The sequence below is a fragment of the Candidatus Deferrimicrobiaceae bacterium genome, assembly GCA_036504035.1.
Lineage (GTDB): Bacteria > Desulfobacterota > Deferrimicrobia > Deferrimicrobiales > Deferrimicrobiaceae > JANXPS01.
In genome coordinates this window covers 54,814-78,946 of the sequence record DASXVV010000009.1, presented here as the reverse complement: position 1 = coordinate 78,946, position 24,133 = coordinate 54,814, and the positions used below count along the sequence as shown (strand labels likewise).

At 63.0% G+C, this 24,133-nt stretch carries 19 protein-coding genes; 14 read left to right on the top strand and 5 right to left on the bottom strand.

What is annotated here, in order from left to right; translation table 11 throughout:
• Positions 1-508: 508 nt before the first annotated feature.
• Entirely contained in the window at positions 509-2,563 is a 2,055-nt protein-coding gene (locus tag VGK27_06155) for a (Fe-S)-binding protein (GenBank protein ID HEY3489686.1), read from the bottom strand.
• 81 nt (positions 2,564-2,644) lie between these two features.
• Between VGK27_06155 and VGK27_06150 the strand changes: the two genes are divergently transcribed.
• From VGK27_06150 to VGK27_06135, 4 genes are all read left to right on the top strand, one after another.
• Entirely contained in the window at positions 2,645-4,036 is a 1,392-nt protein-coding gene (locus VGK27_06150; GenBank protein ID HEY3489685.1) for an FAD-linked oxidase C-terminal domain-containing protein, read from the top strand.
• Positions 4,033-5,331: a (Fe-S)-binding protein gene (locus VGK27_06145; protein ID HEY3489684.1), complete on the top strand. Its 1,299-nt coding sequence runs from the start codon at positions 4,033-4,035 to the stop codon at positions 5,329-5,331. The genes VGK27_06150 and VGK27_06145 overlap by 4 nt, the downstream gene beginning before the upstream one ends.
• A 145-nt stretch (positions 5,332-5,476) precedes the next feature.
• Positions 5,477-7,195 (top strand): carboxyl transferase domain-containing protein, encoded by a 1,719-nt coding sequence (locus VGK27_06140; GenBank protein ID HEY3489683.1) that lies wholly within the window; start codon positions 5,477-5,479, stop codon positions 7,193-7,195.
• Positions 7,196-7,242: 47 nt separating this feature from the next.
• Positions 7,243-10,131, top strand: coding sequence for a biotin carboxylase N-terminal domain-containing protein (locus VGK27_06135; protein ID HEY3489682.1), 2,889 nt, complete (start codon positions 7,243-7,245; stop codon positions 10,129-10,131).
• Between the two features lie 99 nt (positions 10,132-10,230).
• Here VGK27_06135 and VGK27_06130 read toward each other — a convergent pair whose 3' ends face one another.
• Positions 10,231-10,449 (bottom strand): hypothetical protein, encoded by a 219-nt coding sequence (locus tag VGK27_06130; protein ID HEY3489681.1) that lies wholly within the window; start codon positions 10,447-10,449, stop codon positions 10,231-10,233.
• 138 nt (positions 10,450-10,587) lie between these two features.
• Between VGK27_06130 and VGK27_06125 the strand changes: the two genes are divergently transcribed.
• The 10 genes from VGK27_06125 to VGK27_06080 all read left to right on the top strand — a co-directional run bounded on the left by VGK27_06125 (position 10,588) and on the right by VGK27_06080 (position 21,369).
• Positions 10,588-12,294: a methylmalonyl-CoA mutase family protein gene (locus VGK27_06125; GenBank protein HEY3489680.1), complete on the top strand. Its 1,707-nt coding sequence runs from the start codon at positions 10,588-10,590 to the stop codon at positions 12,292-12,294.
• Positions 12,295-12,544: 250 nt separating this feature from the next.
• Positions 12,545-13,321 carry a choice-of-anchor N protein gene (locus tag VGK27_06120; protein HEY3489679.1) on the top strand — a complete coding sequence of 259 codons (777 nt, stop codon included), beginning with the start codon at positions 12,545-12,547 and terminating at the stop codon, positions 13,319-13,321.
• 177 nt (positions 13,322-13,498) lie between these two features.
• Positions 13,499-14,476, top strand: a complete 978-nt coding sequence (locus VGK27_06115; GenBank protein HEY3489678.1) for a biotin--[acetyl-CoA-carboxylase] ligase — start codon at positions 13,499-13,501, stop codon at positions 14,474-14,476.
• A 10-nt stretch (positions 14,477-14,486) separates the two neighbouring features.
• On the top strand, positions 14,487-15,254 hold the full coding sequence (locus VGK27_06110) for a type III pantothenate kinase (GenBank protein ID HEY3489677.1): 768 nt from the start codon (positions 14,487-14,489) through the stop codon (positions 15,252-15,254).
• Positions 15,255-15,308: 54 nt separating this feature from the next.
• Positions 15,309-17,390 carry an elongation factor G gene (fusA, locus tag VGK27_06105; protein ID HEY3489676.1) on the top strand — a complete coding sequence of 694 codons (2,082 nt, stop codon included), beginning with the start codon at positions 15,309-15,311 and terminating at the stop codon, positions 17,388-17,390.
• Positions 17,391-17,400: 10 nt separating this feature from the next.
• Positions 17,401-17,853 (top strand): hypothetical protein, encoded by a 453-nt coding sequence (locus VGK27_06100; GenBank protein ID HEY3489675.1) that lies wholly within the window; start codon positions 17,401-17,403, stop codon positions 17,851-17,853.
• A gap of 24 nt (positions 17,854-17,877) precedes the next feature.
• Positions 17,878-18,966 carry a GTPase domain-containing protein gene (locus VGK27_06095; GenBank protein HEY3489674.1) on the top strand — a complete coding sequence of 363 codons (1,089 nt, stop codon included), beginning with the start codon at positions 17,878-17,880 and terminating at the stop codon, positions 18,964-18,966.
• A 5-nt stretch (positions 18,967-18,971) separates the two neighbouring features.
• Positions 18,972-20,411 (top strand): diguanylate cyclase, encoded by a 1,440-nt coding sequence (locus VGK27_06090; protein ID HEY3489673.1) that lies wholly within the window; start codon positions 18,972-18,974, stop codon positions 20,409-20,411.
• A gap of 5 nt (positions 20,412-20,416) precedes the next feature.
• Entirely contained in the window at positions 20,417-20,866 is a 450-nt protein-coding gene (locus VGK27_06085) for an MOSC domain-containing protein (protein HEY3489672.1), read from the top strand.
• Complete coding sequence (locus VGK27_06080) at positions 20,863-21,369, top strand: MogA/MoaB family molybdenum cofactor biosynthesis protein (protein HEY3489671.1); 507 nt, start codon at positions 20,863-20,865, stop codon at positions 21,367-21,369. The genes VGK27_06085 and VGK27_06080 overlap by 4 nt, the downstream gene beginning before the upstream one ends.
• A gap of 31 nt (positions 21,370-21,400) precedes the next feature.
• Here the strand turns inward: VGK27_06080 and larE are convergent, their stop codons facing one another.
• Genes larE through VGK27_06065 form a run of 3 tightly spaced genes read right to left on the bottom strand, consistent with a single transcriptional unit; the run spans position 21,401 to position 24,112 of the window.
• Positions 21,401-22,255 carry an ATP-dependent sacrificial sulfur transferase LarE gene (gene larE / locus VGK27_06075; protein ID HEY3489670.1) on the bottom strand — a complete coding sequence of 285 codons (855 nt, stop codon included), beginning with the start codon at positions 22,253-22,255 and terminating at the stop codon, positions 21,401-21,403.
• Positions 22,236-23,303, bottom strand: a complete 1,068-nt coding sequence (locus VGK27_06070; protein HEY3489669.1) for a hypothetical protein — start codon at positions 23,301-23,303, stop codon at positions 22,236-22,238. The genes larE and VGK27_06070 overlap by 20 nt, the downstream gene beginning before the upstream one ends.
• On the bottom strand, positions 23,300-24,112 hold the full coding sequence (locus VGK27_06065; GenBank protein HEY3489668.1) for a HesA/MoeB/ThiF family protein: 813 nt from the start codon (positions 24,110-24,112) through the stop codon (positions 23,300-23,302). Before VGK27_06065 ends, VGK27_06070 begins: the two co-directional genes overlap by 4 nt.
• Positions 24,113-24,133 lie beyond the last annotated feature (21 nt).

Below are 24,133 nucleotides of genomic sequence, written 5' to 3'. Positions count from 1 at the left end.
TCCCAAAGATCTTCGTTTCCCCGCACGGGAATCCGGCGCAACGCATCGAACAGCCTGCGAGGGAGGTCGGATTCCGGGGATTCGGCAGTTTCAGGCAAGAGGGAACCGGAAAATTCCGTTAAATCCGTAGACGCTGCCGAAAGGGAGGATCGTGTGCCGCGATAATGCGGGTAGAGTCGGGAGAGCAGGGAATCCGTGGCGACCTGGGACAGGTTGACGGCCCGGAGGATGGGAACGAGCGATTCGATTCGTGGGATCCGGCCCGACCGCATGATTTGCCGGAGCAACTCGTAACTGACCCCGATGGATTCCTTGTGTGCAAGATGGAATTTCCGAAGCGAGTCGAACCCGAGTTCTCGAATCTTTTTATCGAGGATATTCGAAAGGATAGACTCTATATGCTCAGACAATGGGTCCCCCGATCGGTGTTCCTGGATCCATTGTTGCGTGAGTAGTTGTAATAATGCAAGCATTATCGCAATTATTACAACTATGCCATGCGGTAATGCTACGGCATTTGTAATATGGCTCCGAGTCCGTTTCTTTCCGATGCCGGGATCATGGATTCCGCCAGGTATTCCGAAATGTCCCGAACATCGAACGTTTTCTCCAGGGCGTGAAAACTGACCGCATCCTCCAGCATGGTCAGGCAGTAGGGGCAGGCCGTGGCGAATGCCCGGGCCCCGGTCGCCCGAAGCTGGTCGAATCTCAGGTGATTGATTCGCCGTCCCGGAAGGTCGAGCCACATCGCCCCGCCGCCGGCCCCGCAGCAAAAGGAACGTTCCCGCCGTTTTTCGGTTTCGGCGACCGAAAGTCCTGGAATGGAGGCCAGCGACGTCCGCGGTTCATCGAACAGGCCGTTGCAGCGTCCGAGGTAGCAGCTGTCGTGGAACGCGACCGTGCCCGGCTGCGGGAGCCGGGGGGCGAGTCTCCCCGATGCCAGGAGGGTCGCGAGAAGCTGCGAATGGTGGACGACCTCGACCTGGACGCCGAGCGCCGGGTATTCGTTACGAAACGTGTTGAAGCAATGGGGGCATCCGGTAACGATCTTGCGAACCCCGTACTTCGCGAAGACCTCCCGGACAGCCTCGACGGTCCCGAGTTGGAAGAGCCCCTCATCACCCAAGCGTCGCGCTGCCTCGCCGCAACAGGTTTCTTCGGTCCCGAGAACGGCAAAATCGACGCCTGCGCGTGCCAGCAGGGTGGCGATCGAGCGGGCAACCTTCCTGTTCCGCGGATCGTAGGCCGCCGCGCATCCGACCCAGTAAAGGAATTCGAACGGTTTTCCGTCGGAAGCCAGCCGCACGTCAAGCCCGTCGGCCCAGGCCATACGGTCGGCCTGGGGCAACCCCCAGGGGTTTCCGCTGTCCGTTGTCTTTCGCAGGGCGACACGGACGCTGTCGGGAATCTTCGATTCGGAGACGAATCCGCGGCGGACATCGACGATCATATCGACATGCTCGATCGAGACCGGGCAGGCGCGGACGCAGGCACGGCAGGTGGTGCAGGACCAGATCGTCGGGGGAGTAAGCACGTCATGGGCGAAAGCGTTGCCCCCGGACACGGGGACACCCGATTCGGGAAGCGGGGATGCGAACCGGCCGCCGTGCAGGGAGGCGGCGGTCTTCAGCACGACATCGCGCGGGGACAGGGGCATGTCTGCGGCGAATGCCGGACATTCGTCCTGGCAACGCCCGCAGCGCGTGCAGGCATCGGCGGAAAGCAGCTGCTTCCAGGAGAAATCCCGGACTGCCAGCACGCCGGGCCTTTCTTCCTCCTCGATCTTCGGAACGGACTGGAGTGCGCCGGCCGGACGCGCGGTGCGCAGGAAGATCGAAAAGGGGCCCGTGGCCACGTGCGTCATTTTCGAAAACGGGAGAGAGGCCAGGAAGGCGAATGCCAGCAGGAGATGCGCCCACCAGGCGGCATTGTGCGCGGCAGTCTGCATTTCGAAGTCGCCGAGAAAGGACAGGAGAGGGGAGACCCGGCAGGCAACGAAGGATGCGCCGGCATACGCCGGCTGCGTCGCGGAAAGACGGAGTCCCTCGACCAGAAACCCTGTGGCGCCGACCGCGATCAGGAAGACCAGTGGAGCATACTCGCCGACTCCGTGAAGCTGTCCGGGAGATGGTGCGAAAATGCGCCTGGAAAGCGCCGCGCCGCAGCCGAGCAGCATCAGAAGGCCGAAGCCGTCCGCGAAGATCTTGAACCCGACATAGAACGGCCCGTCCAGGATCCGATAGCCCAGGTCGTGCTGGACCGCAACCAGGAGCGTAGCGATCGTCAACACCAGGAAGCCGGCGTAGATCAGGAAATGAAACAGGCCGCCGGGAAATCGCTCGAGCGTCCTCGCCTGGCAGAAGGCGTCCCGGAAAAGCGAAAGCAGCCTTCCGGGAATGTCGTCGAAGCGGTTCTCCCGTTCGGGGCGCCCGGAGCGCCAGGCACGGCCGCGCCGCGTCATCCCCCATCCGGACAGAAGCAGGACGATCCCGAACAGGGCATACATGACGCCTGGCGCCCAAGCGGATACGCCCCAGAAAATCTCGCGTCCGATTCCCGTCATGTCCGCACCGCCTCTCGAGGAATCCGGCGTACCGATCGCCATTATATCCGGACCCGCACGGCATGCTAAAATCGTAGGACGATGGAAGCAACGTCACGTACCTGCCTGAAAGACATTTTCGGCGATCGTTTCAAGGATTCCCCCGAAGACCGGTTGTGCTACGCCTATGACGCCACGGGGAAAGAGTTCCTTCCCGACGCCGTCGCATATCCCGTCGATGCGGAAGAGGTCCGGCAGGCGATCCTCCTGGCCAACGAGCGCCGTTTTCCCGTGATCCCGCGGGGCGCCGGGTCCGGCTTCTCCGGCGGCTGCCTCCCGGTCCGGGGCGGGCTGGTGCTCTCGACCGAACGGATGAACCGCGTCCTGTCGATCGATCCCGCAAACCTGCTCGCGGTCGTGGAACCGGGCGTCGTGACAGAAACGCTCAAGGAAGAAGCACGCCGGTTCTCCCTGTTCTACCCACCCGACCCCGCTTCCATGAAATTCGGCACGATCGGCGGCAACATCGCCGAGTGCGCGGGCGGGATGTCTGCCGTCAAATACGGGGTGACGCGCGATTACGTTCTCGGGCTCGAAGCCGTCCTCGGCAGCGGCGAGATGATCCGCACGGGCGTGTCCACCGCCAAGGGCGTCGTCGGGTACGACCTGACCCGCATGCTCGTGGGCTCCGAAGGGACGCTCGGCTTCGTCACGCGGGCAACGCTCCGGCTTTTGCCGCTTCCGGAATCGACCGGCACGCTGCTTGCCCTGTTCCGGGACAACGGCGAGGCCTCCCGCGCGGTCGCCGGCATCGTCGAAGCACGCATCACCCCAAGCGCCATGGAGCTGATGGACCGCTCGGCGATCGACTGCGTCCGCCGCGTCGTTGCACTCGATCTTCCCGAGGAAACCGGGTGCGCGCTGCTCGTCGAAGTCGACGGCGCCCCCCCATCGGTCGCATCGGAGCTCGAGGGAGTCGAAATGGCGCTTCGCGCCTACGGCGCCATAGAAGTGCGTCGCGCAACCGACGGGCCGGGTCGGGAACGTCTCTGGAAGCTGCGGCGGTCGATCTCGCCGGCCCTCCGGAAGATCGCACCGGTCAAGCTCAACGAGGACATCGTCGTCCCGCGCAGCGCCCTTCCCGAGATGATGGCGTTTCTGTCGGAGCTGGCCGCCCGCGAGCGACTCACGATCGTCAACTTCGGCCACGCGGGCGACGGCAACATCCACGTCAACGTGATGATCTCCGGGACCGATTCCGACGAGCGCCGCCGGGCCGATGCGGCGGTCGAGACGATCTTCCGCAAGACGGTTGACCTGGGGGGGACCATTTCAGGCGAGCATGGCGTCGGGATCTCGAAAGCGCCATTTTTCGAGATGGAAGTCGGCCCACTGGGGGTTTCCGTCATGAAGCGGCTGAAGGCGGCGTTCGACCCCAACGGCATCCTGAATCCGGGGAAGATCTGGCTGGAAGAAAGCGCGGTTACCCGATGATCGACCGGGAGCTTGCCGAGAAGATCGCGGCGTGCGTGAAGTGCGGCAGCTGTCGCGCGGTCTGCACCCTCTATCCCGAGCGCCGGACCGAGGTCAACGTGGCGCGCGGCAAGATCGCGCTGCTAGAATCCGCGATGGCGGGGGAGGTTGGATTGCCGGCATGCGGCGCCATCCCGCTGGGCGAAGAACGGGATGCCGCGGTGCGGGAAGCGCTCGCCGACTGCCTGCTTTGCGGCCGGTGCGAGCGGAACTGCCCGAACCAGGTCGCGGTCGAGGAGATCCTCGTCGCCGGCCGCACCCGATTCGCCGACAAGCTCGGGCTGCCGGTCTGGAAGCGCATCCTGTTCGACGAGGTACTTCCTTCGGCGAGGGCACTGAACGCTGTCCGCGCCGCCGGAAACGCCGCCCAGCACCTGTTGCGGAAGATGCCTACCGAGAGCGGCCTGCACTACCGCTTTCCCGACGTCGCCGGTCTTCACGGCCGGACGTTGCCGGCGCTTCCGCCCATTGGTTTCGTCGCTTCGCTCGGCAAGGACGAGGCCCGGGCCGGCGAGGTCATGTTGTTCCCCGGGTGCGTCTTCGACCTCGTCATGCCCGAAATCGGCCGGGATTCCTACGAGACGCTGAAAGCCGCATGGGGGGAGGTCACGGTATCGCGCGATGCCGCCTGCTGCGGCCTGCCGGCGCTCGCCTCCGGCGATCGCGCCGGGGCCATGAAGGCGATCTCGAAAAATCTCGTCGCGATGCGCGCAGCGGCTCCGCGGTCGATCGTCTTTCCGTGCGGCTCCTGCCTAAAGATGTTCCGGCGCGACCTCCTGAACGTGATCCCCACGGACCATCCCCTCCGGGATGCGGCCGAGTGGGTCGCCGAACGTTGCGTGGACTACGCGACCTCCATCCTCGATTCTCCGCTCGTGCGAATCCTCGTGCCTGCTCCCGCCGCATTCGGCGCGGGCAGCGTCGGCTGGCACGACCCCTGTCACCTGTCCGGGACGCTCGGCCGCGGGGAAGCCGGCCGCGAGCTGCTCGAACGCGCTGTAGGCAGGGGCTTCGGCGAAATGAAGGGAACCGACCGTTGCTGCGGCTACGGCGGAACCTTCAACGCCCGGGATTATCCGACTTCGGCACGCATCGGTGAAAACAAGATCTCCCTTGCCATCCAGGGCGGCACCTCGACTATCGTGACCGCATGCTCCGGCTGCATCCTCCAGTTGCGCGACATGGCCGCACGCGTCTCCCGTCAAACACGGGTTCGACACCTTGCGCAAGTCGTCCGCGGCTTGTTGCCTGCTTGATCGTTAAACCCCTCTTTCGGGGGGTGCTGCGCCCTCATGACAAATTATAGATTGCTGTTTGAAACACGGAACCGGGGTTCACTGTGCCCCGAAACTATGTTATACATTCGTGTTCCACCAACCCCGATGGATGACGGAGAGTTTCATGAAAGCCACCAAGCCCTTGCTGACCAATCCGTTCGACCCGATCGAGAAAGTCGAATTCAATATTCCCGGCGAGATCTCGCGCAAAACCGGCGGCTACGAAGAGGCGATGAAGGAAGGGCACGACCTGATCCGTCGCCCGGTCCGGTCGGTCAGCATCGACCAGGTCGAGAAGCAGCACTTCAAGAAGCGCATGACCGTCTGGGAGCGCCTCCGCGTCCTGACCGACAAGGAACCCAATGTCCTTTACCAGAACTGGGGGAAGAACCTCGACGGGGCTTCGCTCGTAACCGCCGTCGTCGACATCGGCGGACGCGACGTGGCGGTCTACGGCCACGACTTCACCGTCCGCGCCGGTTCCATCGACGCGACCAACGGGACCAAGCTGGCCAACATCTTCAAGCTGGCGGGCGAGAAGGGGATCCCCCTGATCGGGATGAACGACAGCGCGGGCGCTTTCGTCCCCGCGGGCGTCGGGGGCCTCGACGGCTATGCGGAGGCCTTCACGGCGCTTCGGAAGATCAGCGGCGTCGTCCCGACCATCATGTGCATGTTCGGATTCAATGCGGGCGGCGGAAGCTATCTTCCGCGCCAGGGCAGCTTCGTCATCCAGCCCAGCGACACCTTCTTCGGTCTCACCGGCCCCGGCGTCGTCAAGTCGGTCCTGGGCGAGGACATCACCCCCGAGGAGCTGGGCGGGCCCAAGGTGCACAGCCGCACCGGCGTCGCAGACCTGACCGTCGAGGACGAAGTCACGGCGCTCCGCACCGCGGTGCGGTTGCTGGGATATGTGCCCGACAACAACAGCGCCAGCCCCCCGTTCCAGACCACGAGCGACCCGATCACCCGCAAGACGTGGGAGATCAACACGCTCCTCAAGAAGGCCTTCAACTCGCCGACCGGGTTCAACACGCCCTTCGACGTTTCGATCATCATCCAGCAGGTCTGCGACCACGGCGACTACTTCGAGATCCAGCCCAAGCGCGCCAGGGAAGTCGTCACGGCGTTCGGCCGGCTCGGTGGGCACGTCGTCGGCTTCGTCGCGAACAACAGCGCGGTGTCCTCGGGACAAATCGATTGCGATTCCGCCGTCAAGATCGCCCGCTTCGTCCGCTTCTGCAACATCTATAACATCCCGATCATCTTCATGGAGGACACGACCGGTTTCCTTCCCGGCCGCGAGCAGGAATCGCGCGGCATCGTCCAGGCGGGCCGGTCGATGCTCGACTCGATCGTCGACGTTCGCACCCCCCGGATCCTTCTGATCCTCCGCAACGCCTACGGCGGCGCCTATGCCTCCTACAACAACTATCCCACCGGCGCCGATCTCGTCCTGGCGCTTCCCACGACGCGGCTCGCGGTCATGGGGCCCGCCGGCAAGGAGTTCGTCTACAAGGACGAGCTCCGCAAGATCCGCGGGGCTGTGACCGAACTCATCACGCAAGGGATCAAGACCAAGACCGACGCCGGAGTCAACGTCGGCGACGCGAAGATCGAAGCCGAGCGGGAAGCCGCCGAGTGGCTGAAGGCGCAGGAGGGGGCACTCAACCTCCGCTACGAAAAGGAGCTGATGAACCCCAAGGAAGGGCTTGCGCTCGGCTCCATCTCCTCGATCGTCATGCCGACCAACCTCCGGAGGGTGCTTGGCGAGAACATGGCCTTCCTGCTCCGGCACTACAAGCCTTCCCCGATGGGCGGCGTCCAGCGCGAATTCCATTGAGCGCCCCGACCCGGAAAAACCAAGGACGAGATTGGAGACGATGACCGATGACCCAGACCGTCGATTTATATAAGAACAATCCGCTGGTCCACCGGGGCCGGCGGCTTGGCCAGTCCCCATCCGAGTGGGTCCGCTCCTTCTCCTGCGAAGATCTTAACCCGCTCATCGTTTGCCGGGGGCCGATCCGGAAGGAGGCGATGGACGTCTTCGAGGAGATGGGAATATCCCATTACGGCATCCTCCTGTCCGAGAAAGACTCGATCGTCTATCCCAACGCGCTGGCGCCCGAGTTGCGGCAGCTGACCGACTCGCGCCGTGTCCACAGAGTCCCCGACTACACCGGGGCGACCAAGGAAGAGCGTCTCGAGCGGATGCACCAGATCGTCTCGATCGCGAAGGACAACGGCTACGCATCCATCTTCGCGGGCTACGGCTTCATGGCCGAGGACGAGGAGTTCGTCGCCACGGTCGAGCAGGCGGGGCTGCGCTTTATCGGTCCCTGCGCGTCGACCCAGGCGCGCGCGGGCAAGAAGGACGAGGCCAAGCGCACCGCGGTCGCAGTCAACGTCAGCGTCACGCCCGGCATCGACAACGTCACGGCACGCACGCTGGTCCGGAAGCATCCCATTCGGAAGACATTGCTCATGCTGGTCGAGGCCGAGGGACTCAACGTCGATCCGAAGGTGCTTTCCGACGCCAAACTTCCGATCGAGACGCTGGCCGATCACATTCTCATGGCGTCCTACGCCAAGGGGATCGACCTGTTTTCCATCGAGGAGCTGTGCGCGCAGGTGCGGGCCGAGGTCGCGGAGCTCTTCCGGAAGCATCCGCAGAGCCGCTTCCGCCTGAAGGCGATCGGCGGCGGCGGCGGGAAAGGGCAGCGCATTCTGGGAGGATCGCTGCTCGATCTCAAGAAGCCGACCGAGAAAGACATCGAAAAGGCGGCCGCCGAGGCGCCTGCGATGGTCCGCGAAGTGCTCAACGAGGTCAAGGCGAACGGGATCGGCGACAACAAGAATCTCCTCATCGAGCTCAATATCGAGCAGACGCGCCATAACGAGATCCAGCTCGTCGGGAATGGGGAATGGTGCATCGCGCTGGGCGCCCGTGACTGCTCCCTCCAGATGCACGAGCAGAAACTGCTAGAGGTCTCCGTCTCCCAGGATGGCCTGGTCACGGCCATCGAGCGCGCGAAGGCCGAAGGCCGGAAGGGGGAGGCAAAGGCGCTCGAAAGCGATCTCAAGGTGCTCGCGGGCATGGAGGTCGAAGCCGAGCGGTTCGGACAGGCGGTCGGCCTCGATTCCGCGTCGACGTTCGAATGCATCGTCGACCGCGACCGCTACTATTTCATGGAAGTGAACACCCGGATCCAGGTCGAGCACCGGGTCACCGAGCTGTGCTACTCGCTCAAGTTCACGAACCCGAAGGACAAGAACGATTCCTTCATCGTCGAGTCGCTTGTCGAAGCGATGGCGCTCCTTGCCCGCCACAAGGAGCGTCTCCCCCGTCCCGTGCGCGTTCCCCGCTTCAACGCGGCGGTCGAGGCGCGCCTCAACGCGACCGACAGCTCCCTCTCCCCGCACGCCGGTGGCATGATCCGCTTCTGGTCCGACCCGATCGAAGGCGAGATTCGGGACGATCAGGGCATTTGCCTGCCCAATCCCGACTCGAACATGTTCATGCGCTACAAGGTTGCGGGCGCCTACGACTCCAACATCGCGCTGCTGCTGACCAAGGGCGAAAACCGGCTCGACTGCTATCAGCACATGAGCCGCGTCCTGTGCGCCACGAACATCACCGGCACCGACCTTGCGACCAACCTCACGTTCCACTACGGGCTGGTCAACTGGTTCATCGGCCAGAACGTGATGGCCAAGCCGACGACGCGCTTCGTCGTGCCCTACCTGACGCTGGTCGGGATGATCAAGGACGAGGCCAACAAGATCGACCCCGTCTATGCATTCCTCCAGATGAAGAAACATTATGCCAAGCGGATGTCCGAGCACTATCCCGACGACCCGTCGATCGGAAAGGCGATGTCGCAGGCGCTCGACCGGAAGGGCACGCTGATCACCCGCCCGATCGAACGGTTGCTCGAGGATCCCCACATGCTATCCGGCTGGCTGAGCGTCAACCGCGGAAATTTCCGGATCGAGGACGCGAAGGTCGTCTGGCTCCGCAACCCGCTGCTGGTGCTCGACGAGACCTACGCCTATCTCAACATGTCCTGGAAGCCCGATGTCCCTGCGGCCGAGATCATCTGGGGGCACGACAACGATCTGCTCCAGAATGCGCTCCGGTTCTACACGGACCTGTGCGGGAAGCTCGGGCTCGGAACCGAGGACTACTTCAAGCTGAACGAGATGCTTCAGAAGGACAAGCCGCAGGGCGGCCTCGATGCGGCGATGTGGGAGCAGGTCCGCTCGGCTCACTTCGGGTTCGAGTCCGGTATAGAGCTGCTCGGGATGCTTTTCCTTCTCGCCAACAAGACGAACTTCTGGGACTTCCGCGTCGAGGACAACCTCGAGGTCACGATCCCGAACTACCTGTCCGATCCCGAGCTTCAGCTGCGGATGAAGAAGATCCTGGTTCCTCCGCCGCAGACGAAAGCCGACGAGATCGTAGCCGTCTGCGGCGGGATGTACTACGGGCAGGAGGCGCCCGGCATGGCGTCCTTCGTGACCGAAAACATGCACTTCGACAAGGGGCAGCCGCTCTATATCGTCGAGGTCATGAAGATGTTCAACACGATCCGCGCGCCGTTCTCGGGGACGATCGACAAGATCCTGATGCAGGGCGCTGACGGGACCATCGTGCAGAAGGGCCAGCCGTTGTTCAAGATCACGCCCGACGAGATGTTCGTCGAAGTCGACCCCGAAGAGGTCGAGCGCGGAAGAAGGAAGCGGACGGCCGAGTACCTGAAGGCGGTCCTCTAGACGGTCGGCGGCATCCGTTCGGGAAACGAAAAAGGGCTCCGTCCGATGCCGGGCGGAGCCCTCGCGATTATGGGGCCGGCCGTGCCGGCCGGCGGGAGATCACTTCTTGATCGTGCTGCTGTAGTCCTCGCCGTCGACGCATTCGGACTCCGCTTCGAGGAACGACTTTTCCTGGGGATCGTCGACGATCTTGGTCAGGCCGTGGTTGATCGACCAGGTCGTGCCGCAAACCTTGCACCGGATGATCTCTTCGCTGAACCCTTCGACATGCAGGCCGATGTCGATCGAATCGCGGCTCGAGCAGACGGGGCATTTCATGGAAGCGCTCCTTGTCTCGAAGGTAATGGGAACATCCTGGCAACAGTCTAAGAGATGCGAAAGAACGCTGCAATCGGAATCCTAAGAAGGGGAACCCGGGTTCCCCGACATGAACAGGAAACGGAGGAATCGACGCGCATGGCGAAAACGACGGTAACGGGAAAAGCGGTCAAGGCGGGGAAGATGACGGGCGCCGTGGCTTCCCGCGAGCGGTGGCAGAAGGAGGTGCTCGAACCGGCGATCGCCAGGTCGCCCGAACGTCGCAAGCGGTTCGAAAACAGCTCCGGGACCGAGTTGCCCACGCTGTTCAACCCTGAACACCTGGCGGCGGACGTCTACGCGGAAAAGGTCGGCTTCCCGGGAGAATATCCCTTTACGCGCGGCGTCCAGCCCACGATGTACCGGGGGCGTTTCTGGACCATGCGGCAGTACGCCGGGTTTGGCACGGCCAAGGAGTCCAACGAGCGTTATCGCTACCTGCTGGGGCAGGGAACGACCGGGCTTTCGGTGGCGTTCGACCTGCCCACCCAGATGGGCTACGACTCCGACTGCGCGATGGCGGCGGGCGAGGTCGGCAAGGTGGGCGTCGCGATCGACTCGCTGGCCGACATGGAAGTGCTCTTCGACAAGATTCCGCTCGACAAGGTTTCCACGTCGATGACCATCAACTCGACGGCCTCGATCCTGCTCGCGATGTACATCGCGGTAGGAGAAAAGCAGGGCGTCCCGGCGGGCAAGCTCAACGGCACGATCCAGAACGACATCCTCAAGGAGTACATCGCCCGCGGCACCTACATCTTCCCGCCCAAGCCGTCGATGCGCGTCATCACCGACATCTTTGCGTACTGCAAGAACGGCGTGCCCAAGTGGAACACCATCAGCATCTCGGGCTATCACATCAGGGAAGCGGGATCCACCGCGGTCCAGGAAGTCGCCTTCACGCTGGCCGACGGCATCGCGTACGTCCAGGCGGCGATCGACGCGGGGATGGACGTCGACTCGTTCGCGTCGCGGCTCGCCTTCTTCTTCAACGCCCACAACAATCTGCTCGAGGAAGTCGCAAAGTTCCGCGCCGCGCGCCGCCTTTGGGCGAAGATCATGAAGGAGCGCTTCAAGGCGAAGGACCCGCGCTCGTGGATGCTCCGCTTCCATACGCAGACCGCCGGTTGCACGCTCACGGCGCAGCAACCAGACAACAACATCGTTCGCGTCACGCTCCAGGCGCTCTCGGCGGTTCTCGGCGGGACGCAGTCGCTCCACACTAATTCGCGCGACGAGGCGCTGTCGCTCCCGACCGAGGCCTCGGTCCGGATCGCCCTGCGCACCCAACAGGTCATCGCGCACGAAAGCGGCGTGGCCGACACGGTCGATCCGCTCGCCGGCTCCTACTGCATCGAGGCGCTGACCGACGCGATCGAGCGGGAAGCCGAAGCGTACATCGCCAAGATCGACGAGCGGGGCGGCGTCATTCGCGCCATCGACGGCGGCTACATCCAGCGGGAGATCCAGGACGCCTCATATCGGTACCAGCTCCAGGTCGAGCAGAAGGAGCAGGTCATCGTCGGCGTCAACGATTTCGCGGTCAAGGAAAACCCGCCCACGGGGCTGCTCAAGGTCGATCCCAAGATCGAGAAGGACCAGCGCAAGCGGCTGGCCGATCTCCGGAAGAAACGCGACAACGGTGCGGTCAAGGCCGCACTGGGCGATCTCGAAAAGGCATGCCGGGGAAAGGCGAACGTGATGCCGCCGATCCTGGAAGCGGTTCGCGCCTACGGAACGCTCGGCGAGATCTCCGATGTGATGCGAGGGGTGTTCGGGACGTATCACGGGAAAGCCAACGTCTAGATGCAGGTCCGGGGTGCTACGCGATAGAGCGGAATGACTCCTCGGATTATTCCACTATTAGGAATGGAATTGCCTATAGTGTGCACTCTGTGATTTATATCGCTGCCCTTCCGTCGGCAACTCTGGGGGACGTCATGCCAAATTGGCGAATAATAATGCATATCCGAGTGCTACCGATTGCCATGCACCTTTGGCTCGCATATTGCTGATTACTTTATTCGCGTTCTATTAAATCAGGCGAGGAGACAACATGCGCGACTTCGGAAAGGGTTTTTGGGTCACAGCCGCTGCATCGATCATGCTTCTCGTTGCCGCCTCAGGGGCGATGGGCTGTCCAAAGTTGCAACTCGACATCGGAGGCGGGCACTATGTCAAGGACACCACGGCCGCCAACCCGGATGGGGAGAGCATCGTTGCGGGCGCGTCCAAGTTCAACCTCTATGCTTACATGTACGGCCTCAATATCAACTCGAACTATTACATCTCTGCGGCAATCCTTCCTAATCCGGGCATGGCATCGGACGACCTTGGCTTCTTCACCATCAACGGGAAGACGATCAACGTGACGAAGGACATGTTCTATGGCGTACCCCCTCTCGAGTCGAACCTGGCGTTCGACTCCCACGATCTCGGGCCGCACGGGGTGTTCCCGACCTGGTTCAGCGAGACCCCGTTCAAGTTCGATACGACCGACCTATCCAAGCTCTACAATACCCAAGATGCGACCGGCTCCGGTCCCCAGATCTACAACCCAAAAGATAGCAAGATGTACTATGTCCCGTTTGATGTCGATCTTACCGGGCTTAATCCCGACCTCGTCGTCCATTTCGATCTCTATGACGAAATAATAGTTAAATGCAGAGGAGTCGTCACCGACATCGATCGCGACAATTTCGCCCCGTTCTCCCATGATGCAAACGGTTCGTCGCCTCCGAGGACTCTCGTTCCCGAACCCGCCAGCATGATGCTGCTCACCACGGGCCTTGTCGGTCTGGCCGTGATGAGGCGTCGACAGCGACGGAAATAATCCGAATTTTCTCGCTGCCCAAAGGGGCAACCGCTTCCCGGCGGTTGCCCCTTTCTTTTGCCCGGAATCCGGTTGACGAGGTCAGGTATCGCTTGCATTTCAACTATTTGACTGGCTAAATGATAGGACCGTCTGTTTTGCGTTTACCGGAAAAAGATCTTATATCGCAGGAGCGGAATGGCCAGCAGGCTCTCTCAGATTCTCGAGGAATGTCCAGGGGCCTCGATCTCGGGCGAAGAGATCAGTCGCCGGTTGGGCACGACTCGGGCGGCCGTCTGGAAACAGGTGCAGTCATTGCGCGCCAAGGGTTACGAAATCGTAGGCACGCGAGGGGAAGGGTACCGCCTCCTGCGTCGTCCGGACCTGATCAATGCGGAGGCGCTGGAAGCGCGGTTCGGCCGCAAGCCGATCTGGACCGCATTCGAATATTTTCCGGTGACCGACAGCACCAATGCCCGCGCGATGGAGCTGGCCGAAAAGGGCGCTCCGCACGCCACGATCGTTTGCGCCGACGCGCAGACCAGCGGGCGCGGTCGTCTCGGGCGCAAGTGGGAATCGCCCCCCGGAATCAATCTCTATCTCACGGTGATCTTACGGCCCCCGATCGAGCCTTACCGCGCGCCGCAGCTGACTCTGATGACCGCAATCGCCCTGGCGCAAGCCGTCGAGGAGACGACCGGCCTTGCCTGCGCCCTCAAGTGGCCGAACGACCTCTACATCGGCGGCAGGAAAGCCGCCGGCATCCTGGCCGAGATGGCGGCCGATCCCGACCGGCTCCGGCATGTGGCCGTCGGGATCGGGCTCAACGTCAACGGGCTGGAAAAGGACTTCCCGGAAGAGATTCGCGGGAAGGCGACTTCGCTCCGCATCCAGGCCGGCAGGTCGTTTGCCCGGGTCGACATTTTGGCTGAATTCCTAACCCGTCTTTCCGAGGCCTACCACACCTTCTTGGCAGGCGGTTTCGCGGCGCTTCGCCCCGAGTGGACCCGGCGGGCGCTGATCGACGGGAAGCGGGTGCTCCTGAGACAGCGGGGCGATGCCGAATGGGGCACGGCGCTCGGGGTCGACGAGGAAGGCGTGCTGATGTTCCGAAAGGATGGAGACGCGTCGATCGGTAAAATATACAGCGGCGAAATCATCGAATTCGAGGGGTAACCGAACGCGCATGCTGCTCGTCATCGATATCGGGAATACCAATACCGTCCTCGGCGTCTTCGACGGCGAGTCGCTGATCCACCATTGGCGAATCTTCACGAACCGCGAGAAGACGAGCGACGAGTACGGAATCCTTATCCGCAACCTCTACGCGGCCAGTCATTTTTCCTCTCGCGAGATCACCGCGATCATCATTTCGTCCGTTGTTCCGCCCATCACGCCGATCTTCGTGGAGCTGTGCTCCAGCTACTTCGGCATCACACCGGTCGTCGTAGGACCGGGGATCAAGACGGGCGTCTCGATCAAGATGGACAATCCCAAGGAAGTGGGCGCGGACCGCATCGTCAACGCCGCGGCCGCACACGTCAAATACAAGACCCACTGCATCATCGTCGATTTCGGCACCGCGACCACGTTCGATTACGTGTCCGCGGCAGGCGACTACATGGGGGGCGTGATCGCCCCGGGCGTGAACATCTCCGCCGAGGCGCTATTCCGCCAGGCTTCGAAGCTGCCCCGGATCGAAGTGGTCAAGCCGGCCGCGGTCGTCGGGAAGAACACCGTGACCGCGATGCAATCGGGGCTTTTCTTCGGGTACGTCTCGCTCGTAGAGGGGATCGTCGACCGCATGAAGAAAGAGCTGAAAGTCGATCCGATCGTCGTCGCCACCGGGGGACTGGCCCGCGTATTTTCGGGCGAAACGACGCGAATCCAGATCATCGATGAGAATTTGACTCTTGAAGGACTGCGTATAATATACGAAAAGAACGCGGTCTGAAGCGCCCTGCTGCCTTATGCAACGCATCCCCAATTCCAGGAGGGAGAAACGGACGTGGACATCAAGCAGCTAAGAAATGTCGGGATCATCGCTCATGGCGGCGCGGGCAAGACGACGCTGGCCGAGGCGCTTCTTTTCGGCGCGAAGGCGACAGACCGGATGGGCAAGGTCGACGACGGAAGCTCCAACTTCGATTACGACGCCGAGGAGATCCGGCGAAATATCACCATCAGCACGACATTTCATCACTATAACTGGAACAAGGTCGAGGTCGTCCTGGCGGACACGCCCGGCTACATCAATTTCGAAGCAGACACGCGCGCCTGCCTCACCATGCTCGACGGCGCCATCCTGGTGGTCAACGCGGTGGCGGGCGTCGAGGTCCAGACCGAAAAAATGTGGACGTTCGCACGCGCGTCCGACGTCCCGGTGATCGCCTACGTCTCCAAGATGGATCGCGAACGCGCCGACTTCGAGAAGGCGGTCGAAGAGATCGGCAGTATCCTCAAGGTCAACGCCGTTCCCGTTGCGCTTCCCATCGGGAAGGAGGCCGGCTTTACCGGTGTTATCGACCTGCTCCGGATGAAGGCCATGGTCTACAAGGGCGAAAGCGGCGAATTCACGATCACCGACATCCCGCCCGAAATGTCGTCCGAGGCCGCCCGAGGTCGCGAAAAGCTGGTCGAGGCTTCCGCCGAGTCCGATGACGAGCTGATCGAGAAATACCTCGAAGGCAACGAGCTGAGCGAGGAGGAGATCCGGAAGGGGTTCCAGGCCGGGGTTCGCGCCATGAAGTTCCTCCCGGTCCTGTGCGGCGCCTCCCCCCGGTGCGCCGGCATTCACCTGCTGCTCGACATCGTGAACTTCGCGCTGCCCGATCCCTCCTATCGCGGCGAGGTCTATGGCAAGAATCCGAAAACCGGTGCCGACGAGGCCAGGCCCATCTCTGATTCCGCTCCGTTTTCCGCACAGGTCTTCAAGACGCTGGCGGACCCCTACGCGGGAAAGCTGTCGATCTTCAAAATCTACTCCGGGACGTTGACGCCCGAACTGTCGCCGCTCAACCCCGGCAAGGGGGTGCAGGAGCGCATCGGGCAGATCCTTCGGCTCGAAGGCAAGAAGCAGAAGGCGATCGGGTCGGCTTCCGCGGGGGAGATCGTCGCCGTAGCAAAGTTCAAGGACACGGCCACCGGCGACACCCTGTGCGATCCGAAGGCGCCGATCCTTTTCGAGCCACCCGCCCGTATCGACCCGGTCATCTCGTTCGCCGTCCGGCCCAAGACACGCAACGACGAGGACAAGCTGGGCTCCTCCCTGACGCGCATGATCGAGGAAGACCCCACGCTCAATTTCCGCAAGGATGCCCAGACCAACGAGTTCATCCTGGCCGGTATGGGCGAGACCCACCTCGAGGTCGCCGTCGAGAAGCTCAAGCGCCAGTACGGCGTCGAGGTCGAGCTGCGCACCCCGAAGATCCCGTATTTCGAGACGATCAAGGGAAAGGCCGAGTCGCAAGGCAAGCACAAGAAGCAGTCGGGCGGGCGCGGACAGTATGGCGACTGCTGGATCCGGATCGAACCGAACCGGGGCAAGGGATTCGAATACGTCGACGCGATCGTCGGCGGGTCCATTCCACGCAACTTCATCCCCGCCGTCGAGAAGGGGATCGTCGAACGGATGAGCCGGGGCGTTTTGGCCGGCTTCCCCATGATCGACGTCAAGGCAACCGTGTTCGACGGGTCGTACCACACGGTCGACTCATCCGAAATGGCGTTCAAAATTGCCGGGTCGCTCGCCTTCAAGAAAGCGGCGCTCGAGGCCAAGCCGGTGCTTCTCGAGCCCATCGTCGAGATGGAGGTCGTCGTGCCCGAGGAAAGCATCGGGGACATCATCGGAGACCTCAACGGCCGCCGCGGGCGCGTTCTCGGCGTCGACGCCATCGGCAAGAGCCAGATCCTCAAGTGCCAGGTGGCACTGGCCGAGGTGCTCCGTTATTCGTCCGACCTACGGTCGATCACGTCGGGTCGCGGGCAGTTCACGATGCGGGTCACCCATTACGAAGAGGTCCCCGCGGCTATCGCCGAGAAGGTGATCGCCGAGTCCCGCAAGGACATCGCCGAAGAGTCCGAGGAATGAGGGCCGATTCTTGAAGGTCAGCCTGGTTGAGGACCAGCCGCTCGACGAAGCGGCCAAGGGCTCGCTCCAGAGTTACTTGTCGGGGCTGAACATCCCCCAGAAGGTCGAGCTGGCGGGAAAGGGAAACGCCGAGGTCCGGACGATCCTGTCCCGTGATCCGAACCGGATGGTGGCGCGTGCGGTCATCCATAGCCCCAAGCTTTCCGATGCCGACGTGGCCAGCTACGCCGGATCGACCCAGACCAACGACGACGTTCTCAGGGCGATCGCCGAAAATCGAAACTGGATGTCGAACCGGAAGCTGGTCACGGCCATCGTTTCAAATCCGCGTACGCCTCCCCAGGTGTCGATCCGGTTCCTTGGGGGGTTCGCGACCAGCGAACTGGGCATTCTCTTCCGGAATCGCAACATTTCCCTCATGGTCCGACGCGAAGCCAAGCGCATCATCATGGCCCGCGGATAGCGCCAGATACACAACGGAGAACGAATGGCCTTATTCAATTATGCGACCCGGGAGCTGAGCGCCAAGATCGTCTATTACGGCCCGGGCCTTTCCGGAAAGACCACCAACATCGAGATGGTCCACAAGCTGCTGAAGCCCGACCAGAAGGGCAAGCTCATCTCGCTCCCGACCGAAACCGACCGGACGCTGTTCTTCGATTTCCTTCCGATCGAGCTCGGACAGATCAAGGGTTTCAAGGTCCGCTTCCACCTATACACCGTCCCAGGGCAGGTGTTCTACAACGCCACGCGCCGGCTGGTGCTCCAGGGGGTCGACGGCGTTGTCTTCGTCGCCGATTCGCAGCGCGGCATGGAGGGCAGCAACGAAGAAAGCCTGGGCAACCTGACCGAAAACCTCTTGACGTACGGCAAGAAGATCGAGGAATTGCCGTTCGTGATCCAGTACAACAAGCGCGATCTGAAGAACGTGGCCACCGTCGCCGAATTGGATGCGTACCTGAACCCGCGGGGTGTTCCGATTCATGAAGCCGTGGCGATCAAGGGGCCGGGTGTCACCGAGACGCTTGTCACCATATCCCGTCTCGTCTTCAACAGCCTTCGCAAGACGCTGCTCATGCCGGGAGACGACGCGGGCCACGAAGAATTGGGGCAGGCCGGGAACGACAAGATCGATCAGACCTTCGGCGGGCTCGGCGCCCAGCCTAAGGCGCCGAGCCCGCCGGCTTTCGAGCCGATCGAGGAAATCTCCGACCTCGAAGAGATCACCGAGGAATTGCGGTCCGACGACGCGCTTCCGATGCCCGATTACGAATCCCTTCCGGACGAGATCGAAATCGGGGATGAGCCAGCCGCCGGGGATCTGCCTGCAGCCTCGCCCACGCCCATCCTATTCGATGAACTCGACGAGATCGAGGTCGAGAATCCCAAGCCCTACCAGCCGCTGACCGGCGCCAACCTTTCTATCGATTCCGACGGGGGCGGGCTGACGTTCCTTCGATTCGAAGAACCCGCCCTGACCAGGAACGGCGACGCCGTGATCCCGGCGCTCTTTCTCGACACGGCAGGGAATCCGGTGCGCATCCGGATCAAGCTTCGGATCGACGAGGGGGCCTGACCGGAATGTCTTCCGAATTTCTCCGCAAGAGCGGCGAGATGCTTCGCTCCGGCCGGGCCATCGAAGAACGGCTGTGTGATTTCACGGGACTTGTCGGGAGCCATGTCCCCGGTGCCCACGCCACTGTCCTTCTCTTCGAACGGGAATCCGACGATTTTCTCCTTCGCGCGACAAGCCTTCGCCTTCCCGCCAACCGGCAGGATCTTCAATTCGGTGCCCGCGGCACCGTCGCGGGCCTTGCGCTCCGCGAACGCCGTCCGCTCCTCCTCTCCGAGATCAACCGCGCAGCAGGAGCCCACGGCCGCGGCGAGATGATCTTCCTGCCGCTCCTGTTCGCGGGCGATACGATCGGGGTGCTTGCGGTGGAATCCGTCGCCGACAACGGTGCCCTGAAGGAGTGCGCCGATACGCTCGCCGAGGCTGCCGCCATCCTGTCCGAAGCGCTGGGCGCCTCGCTCCGGGAGGAATCGGCCTCGTTGCGGATGACCAAGATTGCCGCCATCAACGAGGCGGGCGTCAACATCATTTCAACGCTCGATCTGGAGCGGTTGCTGAAGCTTGTGGCGACATCGGCCAACCTCATCATGGAGGCGGAATCTTGCGTGATCCGCCTGCTCGACCCCCAGACGGGGAAATACGCCATCCGCGAATATCACGGAACGAAACGCGACGCCGAACAGAAAGAACTATTCCGGATGGACACAAAGGCCGTGACGCTCCTGCTGAAGGGGGCGCCTGCCGTCCTCGTGCGGGACGCCTCCGAAGAGGCGGGGTGGAGGGAATTCGCCGGGGTTGCCCGGACAATGGTCGGCCTTCCGCTGCGGCAAGGCACCGAGATCATCGGGACGATGTCGGTCTTCGACAAGTTTCCGGCGAAGACGTTCTATCCCGGCACGTTCGGCGTCGACGACCAGGCGACCTTCGAAAAATTCGCGCGCTACTGCGAAAAGGCGGTCGCGAATGCCATGGCCTTCGAACGCAACGAGCGTCTACGGAGCCTCGACGAGCTGACCGGCCTCCCGACGCTTCGCTATTTCCAGGATCGCCTGCTCCACGAGATCAGTCGCGCCAAGCGGTTCCAGCGGCGCCTCGTGCTCATGATCTGCGAAGTCGCCCCGAAAATGGAGGGGGGAGAGGCTGTTTCCCGATCAAGGGCCGATACCGTGGTCAAGCGGATCGGGTCGGTCATCCGGCTGGCGTTGCGCGAATACGATATCCTGGCACGCATCGGCGAACGGAAGTTCGCGATGCTGCTCCCCGAGGCCGAGGACGGCAAGAGCAGCGCCATCCCCCGCATCAAGAAGGCGATCCTGGCCGATGTCGACGAGCTGCGGAAGGGCACCCGGGGGATCACGGTCGATGTCCGCTTCGGGCACGCCGCCTTCCCGGAAGACGGCGACGACCACGAAAAGCTGATCTTCAAGTCGAACCTGATGAAGGTGTGATGGACATGCATTCCGGAAAAGTGGTCGCCGTGTCGATATCCGACCGGAAGGGTCAAAAGAAAAGGCCCGTCCCGTCGGCGATGCTCATCGTCGAGCATGGCTTGGAGGGGGATGCCCACGCGGGGACCTCGGGGCATCGGCAGGTCAGCCTCCTCGCCGTCGAAAGCGCCGACAAGATGCGGGCCAAGGGAGTTTCCGTCGGGCACGGAGACTTTGCAGAGAACCTGACCGTTGCGGGGATCGACCTCTTGTCGCTCAAGATCGGCGATCGGCTTCAGGTCGGGGAGGCGCTGCTCGAAATCAGCCAGATCGGCAAGGAGTGCCACGACCGTTGCGCGATCTACCAGCAGGTGGGCGACTGCGTCATGCCGCGCGAGGGGCTGTTCGGCCGTGTCGTTCGAGGAGGACGCGTCAGGCCCGGCGACCCGGTGGTCTTCGAGCCGGCGTCGCCGTGATCCGCGCCGGAGTCGTCACCGTCTCCGATCGCTCGTTCCGGAAGGCGCGACCCGATTTGTCCGGACCGGCGGCTGCCGGGATCCTCTCTCGCCTTCCCGGGCTTGTCGTCACCCAGCAGGTGGTCGTCCCGGACGACAAGCGATTCATCCGAAGAACACTCCGCTATCTCTCCGACGCGCTTCGTCTCGACCTGGTCGTCACGACCGGCGGGACCGGCGTCGATCCCCGCGACGTCACGCCCGATGCCACCCTCGAGATGATCGACCGGGAGGTCCCAGGCATGGCCGAGGCGATGCGTGCGGCCAGTCTTGCTTCGGTCCCCACGGCGCCATTTTCGCGGGCGGTGGTCGGCGTCCGGGGAACGACGCTCGTCGTCAACCTTCCCGGCAGCCCCGACGGCGCCCGGGAAAATCTCCTGGCCCTGCTCGAGATCCTTCCCCACGCGATCGACAAGATTCGGGGCGGTGAAGGGGATTGCGCGAGCCTTCCCCGAAATCGCTGACCGCAACCGCTCCGGGACGGGTGCCGAAGCTTCATTCGTCCGGATCGGGGGGGAGCCCGGAGACGAGCCCGCCTTCCTCCATCGCCCCGGTTCGGTATCCCTTGAGGTCGACCGACACGAACAGGAAGCCGTGTCTTCTGAAGCCGTCGTGGATCGTGTCCGAGGTATCGGCGTCGAACAGCCGGGGGATCTCGTCGGGCGCCACCTCGATGCGGGCGACGTTGCCGTGAACGCGGACACGGTATTGCCGGAAGCCCAGCCGTTTGAGGATCGCCTCGCATGCGCCGGTCCGCGCCAGCAAATCGGGAGTGATGGTCGTCCCGTGCGGGAAACGGGTGGCGAGGCAGGCGAAAGATCCCTTGTCGGCGGTGGGCAGTCCCGCGATCCGGCTCAGGGAACGGATGGCGTTCTTGGTCAGACCGGATTCTTCCAGCGGACTCCGGACGCCCAGCTCCAAGAGCGCCTTCTTGCCCGGGCGATGTTCCTTCAGGTCGTCAAGGTTCCCGCCGTCGCAGACGGCAAGCATCCCCTCCTCGCGGGCGATCTCGACGAAGCGGGAAAAGATCGCGCGTTTGCAGTGGTAGCAGCGATCTTCCGGATTGGATGCGAACCCGGGGACCGAGAAGGGATCGAAATCGAGGACGCGATGACGGACGCCTAGCCCGGCGCAGAGAGAGGCCGCCTCGTCGAACTCGCCCTCGGCCTGGAGCGGAGAGCGGGCGGTGACGGCCATCACCCGGTCGGCGCCAACCGCCTCGCGCGCCGCGTAGAGCAGGAACGAACTGTCGACCCCGCCGCTGAAGGCGACCAGGACGGACCCGGCTTCGCGCAGACGGGCTTTCAGATTTTCGAATTTATCCCCGGCCTCATTTGCAGAGCAAGGCATCGTAGACCTCGGTGAAATCGTCGTCGCGCGGCACGAGGATTTCGCGCGGTTCGCCCGGGGAGACGACCTGAACGCGGAAGGGGCTCTCGGCATCGGCCTTTGTGTAGCGACCGTAGATCTTCCCGAGCAGCGGCAACGGGTCCGGCTCGCCGGCCTCGACGAAGACGGCGACCGACGGGCCCGCGCATCCGTGAGAGCGATATACCGTCGGGAAGCGCTTTCTTCCGGTCTGCAAGGTGGGGCAGAGCGACTCGAGCCGGAGGTTTGCTTCCTCGCTTTGGGACACGACGACCTTGCGGCCGTCCTTCATCCGGAAATGCCGGCCGACCTTGAGCAGGTTGAGGTCCGCCATCGTCACTTCCGACTCGTGGGCGAACAGGTCGCGCACCTTGATCGCGAAGGTCTTGTCCGTCAGCAGGCAGCCCCCGGCAGGGCAGGCATAGTCGACGACGCCCAGCCGGTCGGCGAGGGCGATCTGCTCCTTGCGCGAGCGCCCGGAAATCCCGAGCATGGCGTCGCGGTCTACCCAGCCTTCCCGCTCGGGGAGCGTGGGTTCGAAGTGCTGCGCGGACAGCGGCCGAAGGACGATGTCATTGCAGCCGGCGTGCTTCTCTATGAAGTGAATCGCGTCTTCCCGCTGGGACATGGGACGTTGTCCAAGCACCTCGCCGGTCACGAGGAACGTGGCGCCGATCGACAACATGTATTCCTTCGCCTTCCGAAGGGTGAAGATCCGGCAGTCGATGCAAGGGTTCATCGCGGATCCGCGGCCGTGGGAGGGATTCCGGATGAGATCGACGTAGTCCTGTCCCTTGACGATCGTCTTGATCGGTATCCCCAGCTCGACAGCGACAACGTGTGCCTGGGACTGGCACCCGGCGCCGTGACCGTTTCCTCCACGTGAACAGGTACAGAACGGGGACGTGAAATGCAGCGCATGTAGCGCGACGCCCTGGTCGACGAGCATTTTGGCGGCAAGCGTGCTGTCCAAACCTCCGGAAAGCAGGATGACGGCGCGAGGCGGGTTCTTTTCGACGGTCTGGGTCATGCGGTGGTGCTTCCTTCCTGGAGATAGTTCCCGGGTGAGAGTGGTGCGGCGATGCGAGGCGCATCGCCGCATGCAGGGCAGTGATGGTCCCGTTGGACGGGGAGAATGGCGGCGGACCCGTCCAGCGTATCGAGCGTCAGCAAACGGCCGCAAAGCGGCTTGCCCGCTCCGGTCAGCAATTTCACGACCTCCATCGCCTGCCAGGCGCCGAAGATGCCGGCCGTGGGTCCGAGAATCCCCACCTGCGCCGATCCTTGCGTGTCGGACAGCGACGGCATTTCGGGCAGAAGGCAGCGCAGGCAAGGCCCCTGCCGGGGGATGACGGTCATCAGCTGCCCCCCGAATCGCAGGACGCCGGCGTGAACCAGCGGCGTGCCGGTGACGACGGCCGCGTCGTTACAGAGATATTTGGCGGGGAAATTGTCGGTCCCGTCGATCACCGCGTCGTACCGCTCGAACAGGCCGCATGCATTCGCAGCCGTGAGCATCTCGGGATACGGATCGATCGCGAGATCGGGTCGGAACGCCTTGAGCGTGCCGGTGGCCGACGCCGTTTTCCAGAGGCCGATGTTTTCCGCCGGATGCAGGATCTGGCGGTTCAGGTTTGTCGTGTCGACCCGGTCTCCGTCGATGATCCCGAGGCGGCCGACGCCCGCTGCCGCGAGGTAGAAAAGGGCGGGAGATCCGAGGCCGCCGGCGCCGACGACAAGGACCGAGGCGGCCGCAAGCTTTCCTTGCCCGGCGATCCCGATCTCTTCGACGAGCATGTTCCGGCTGTAGCGCAGCGGGTTTTCCGGAGGCACGTTCACGCTTTCATTATACGATAGAAT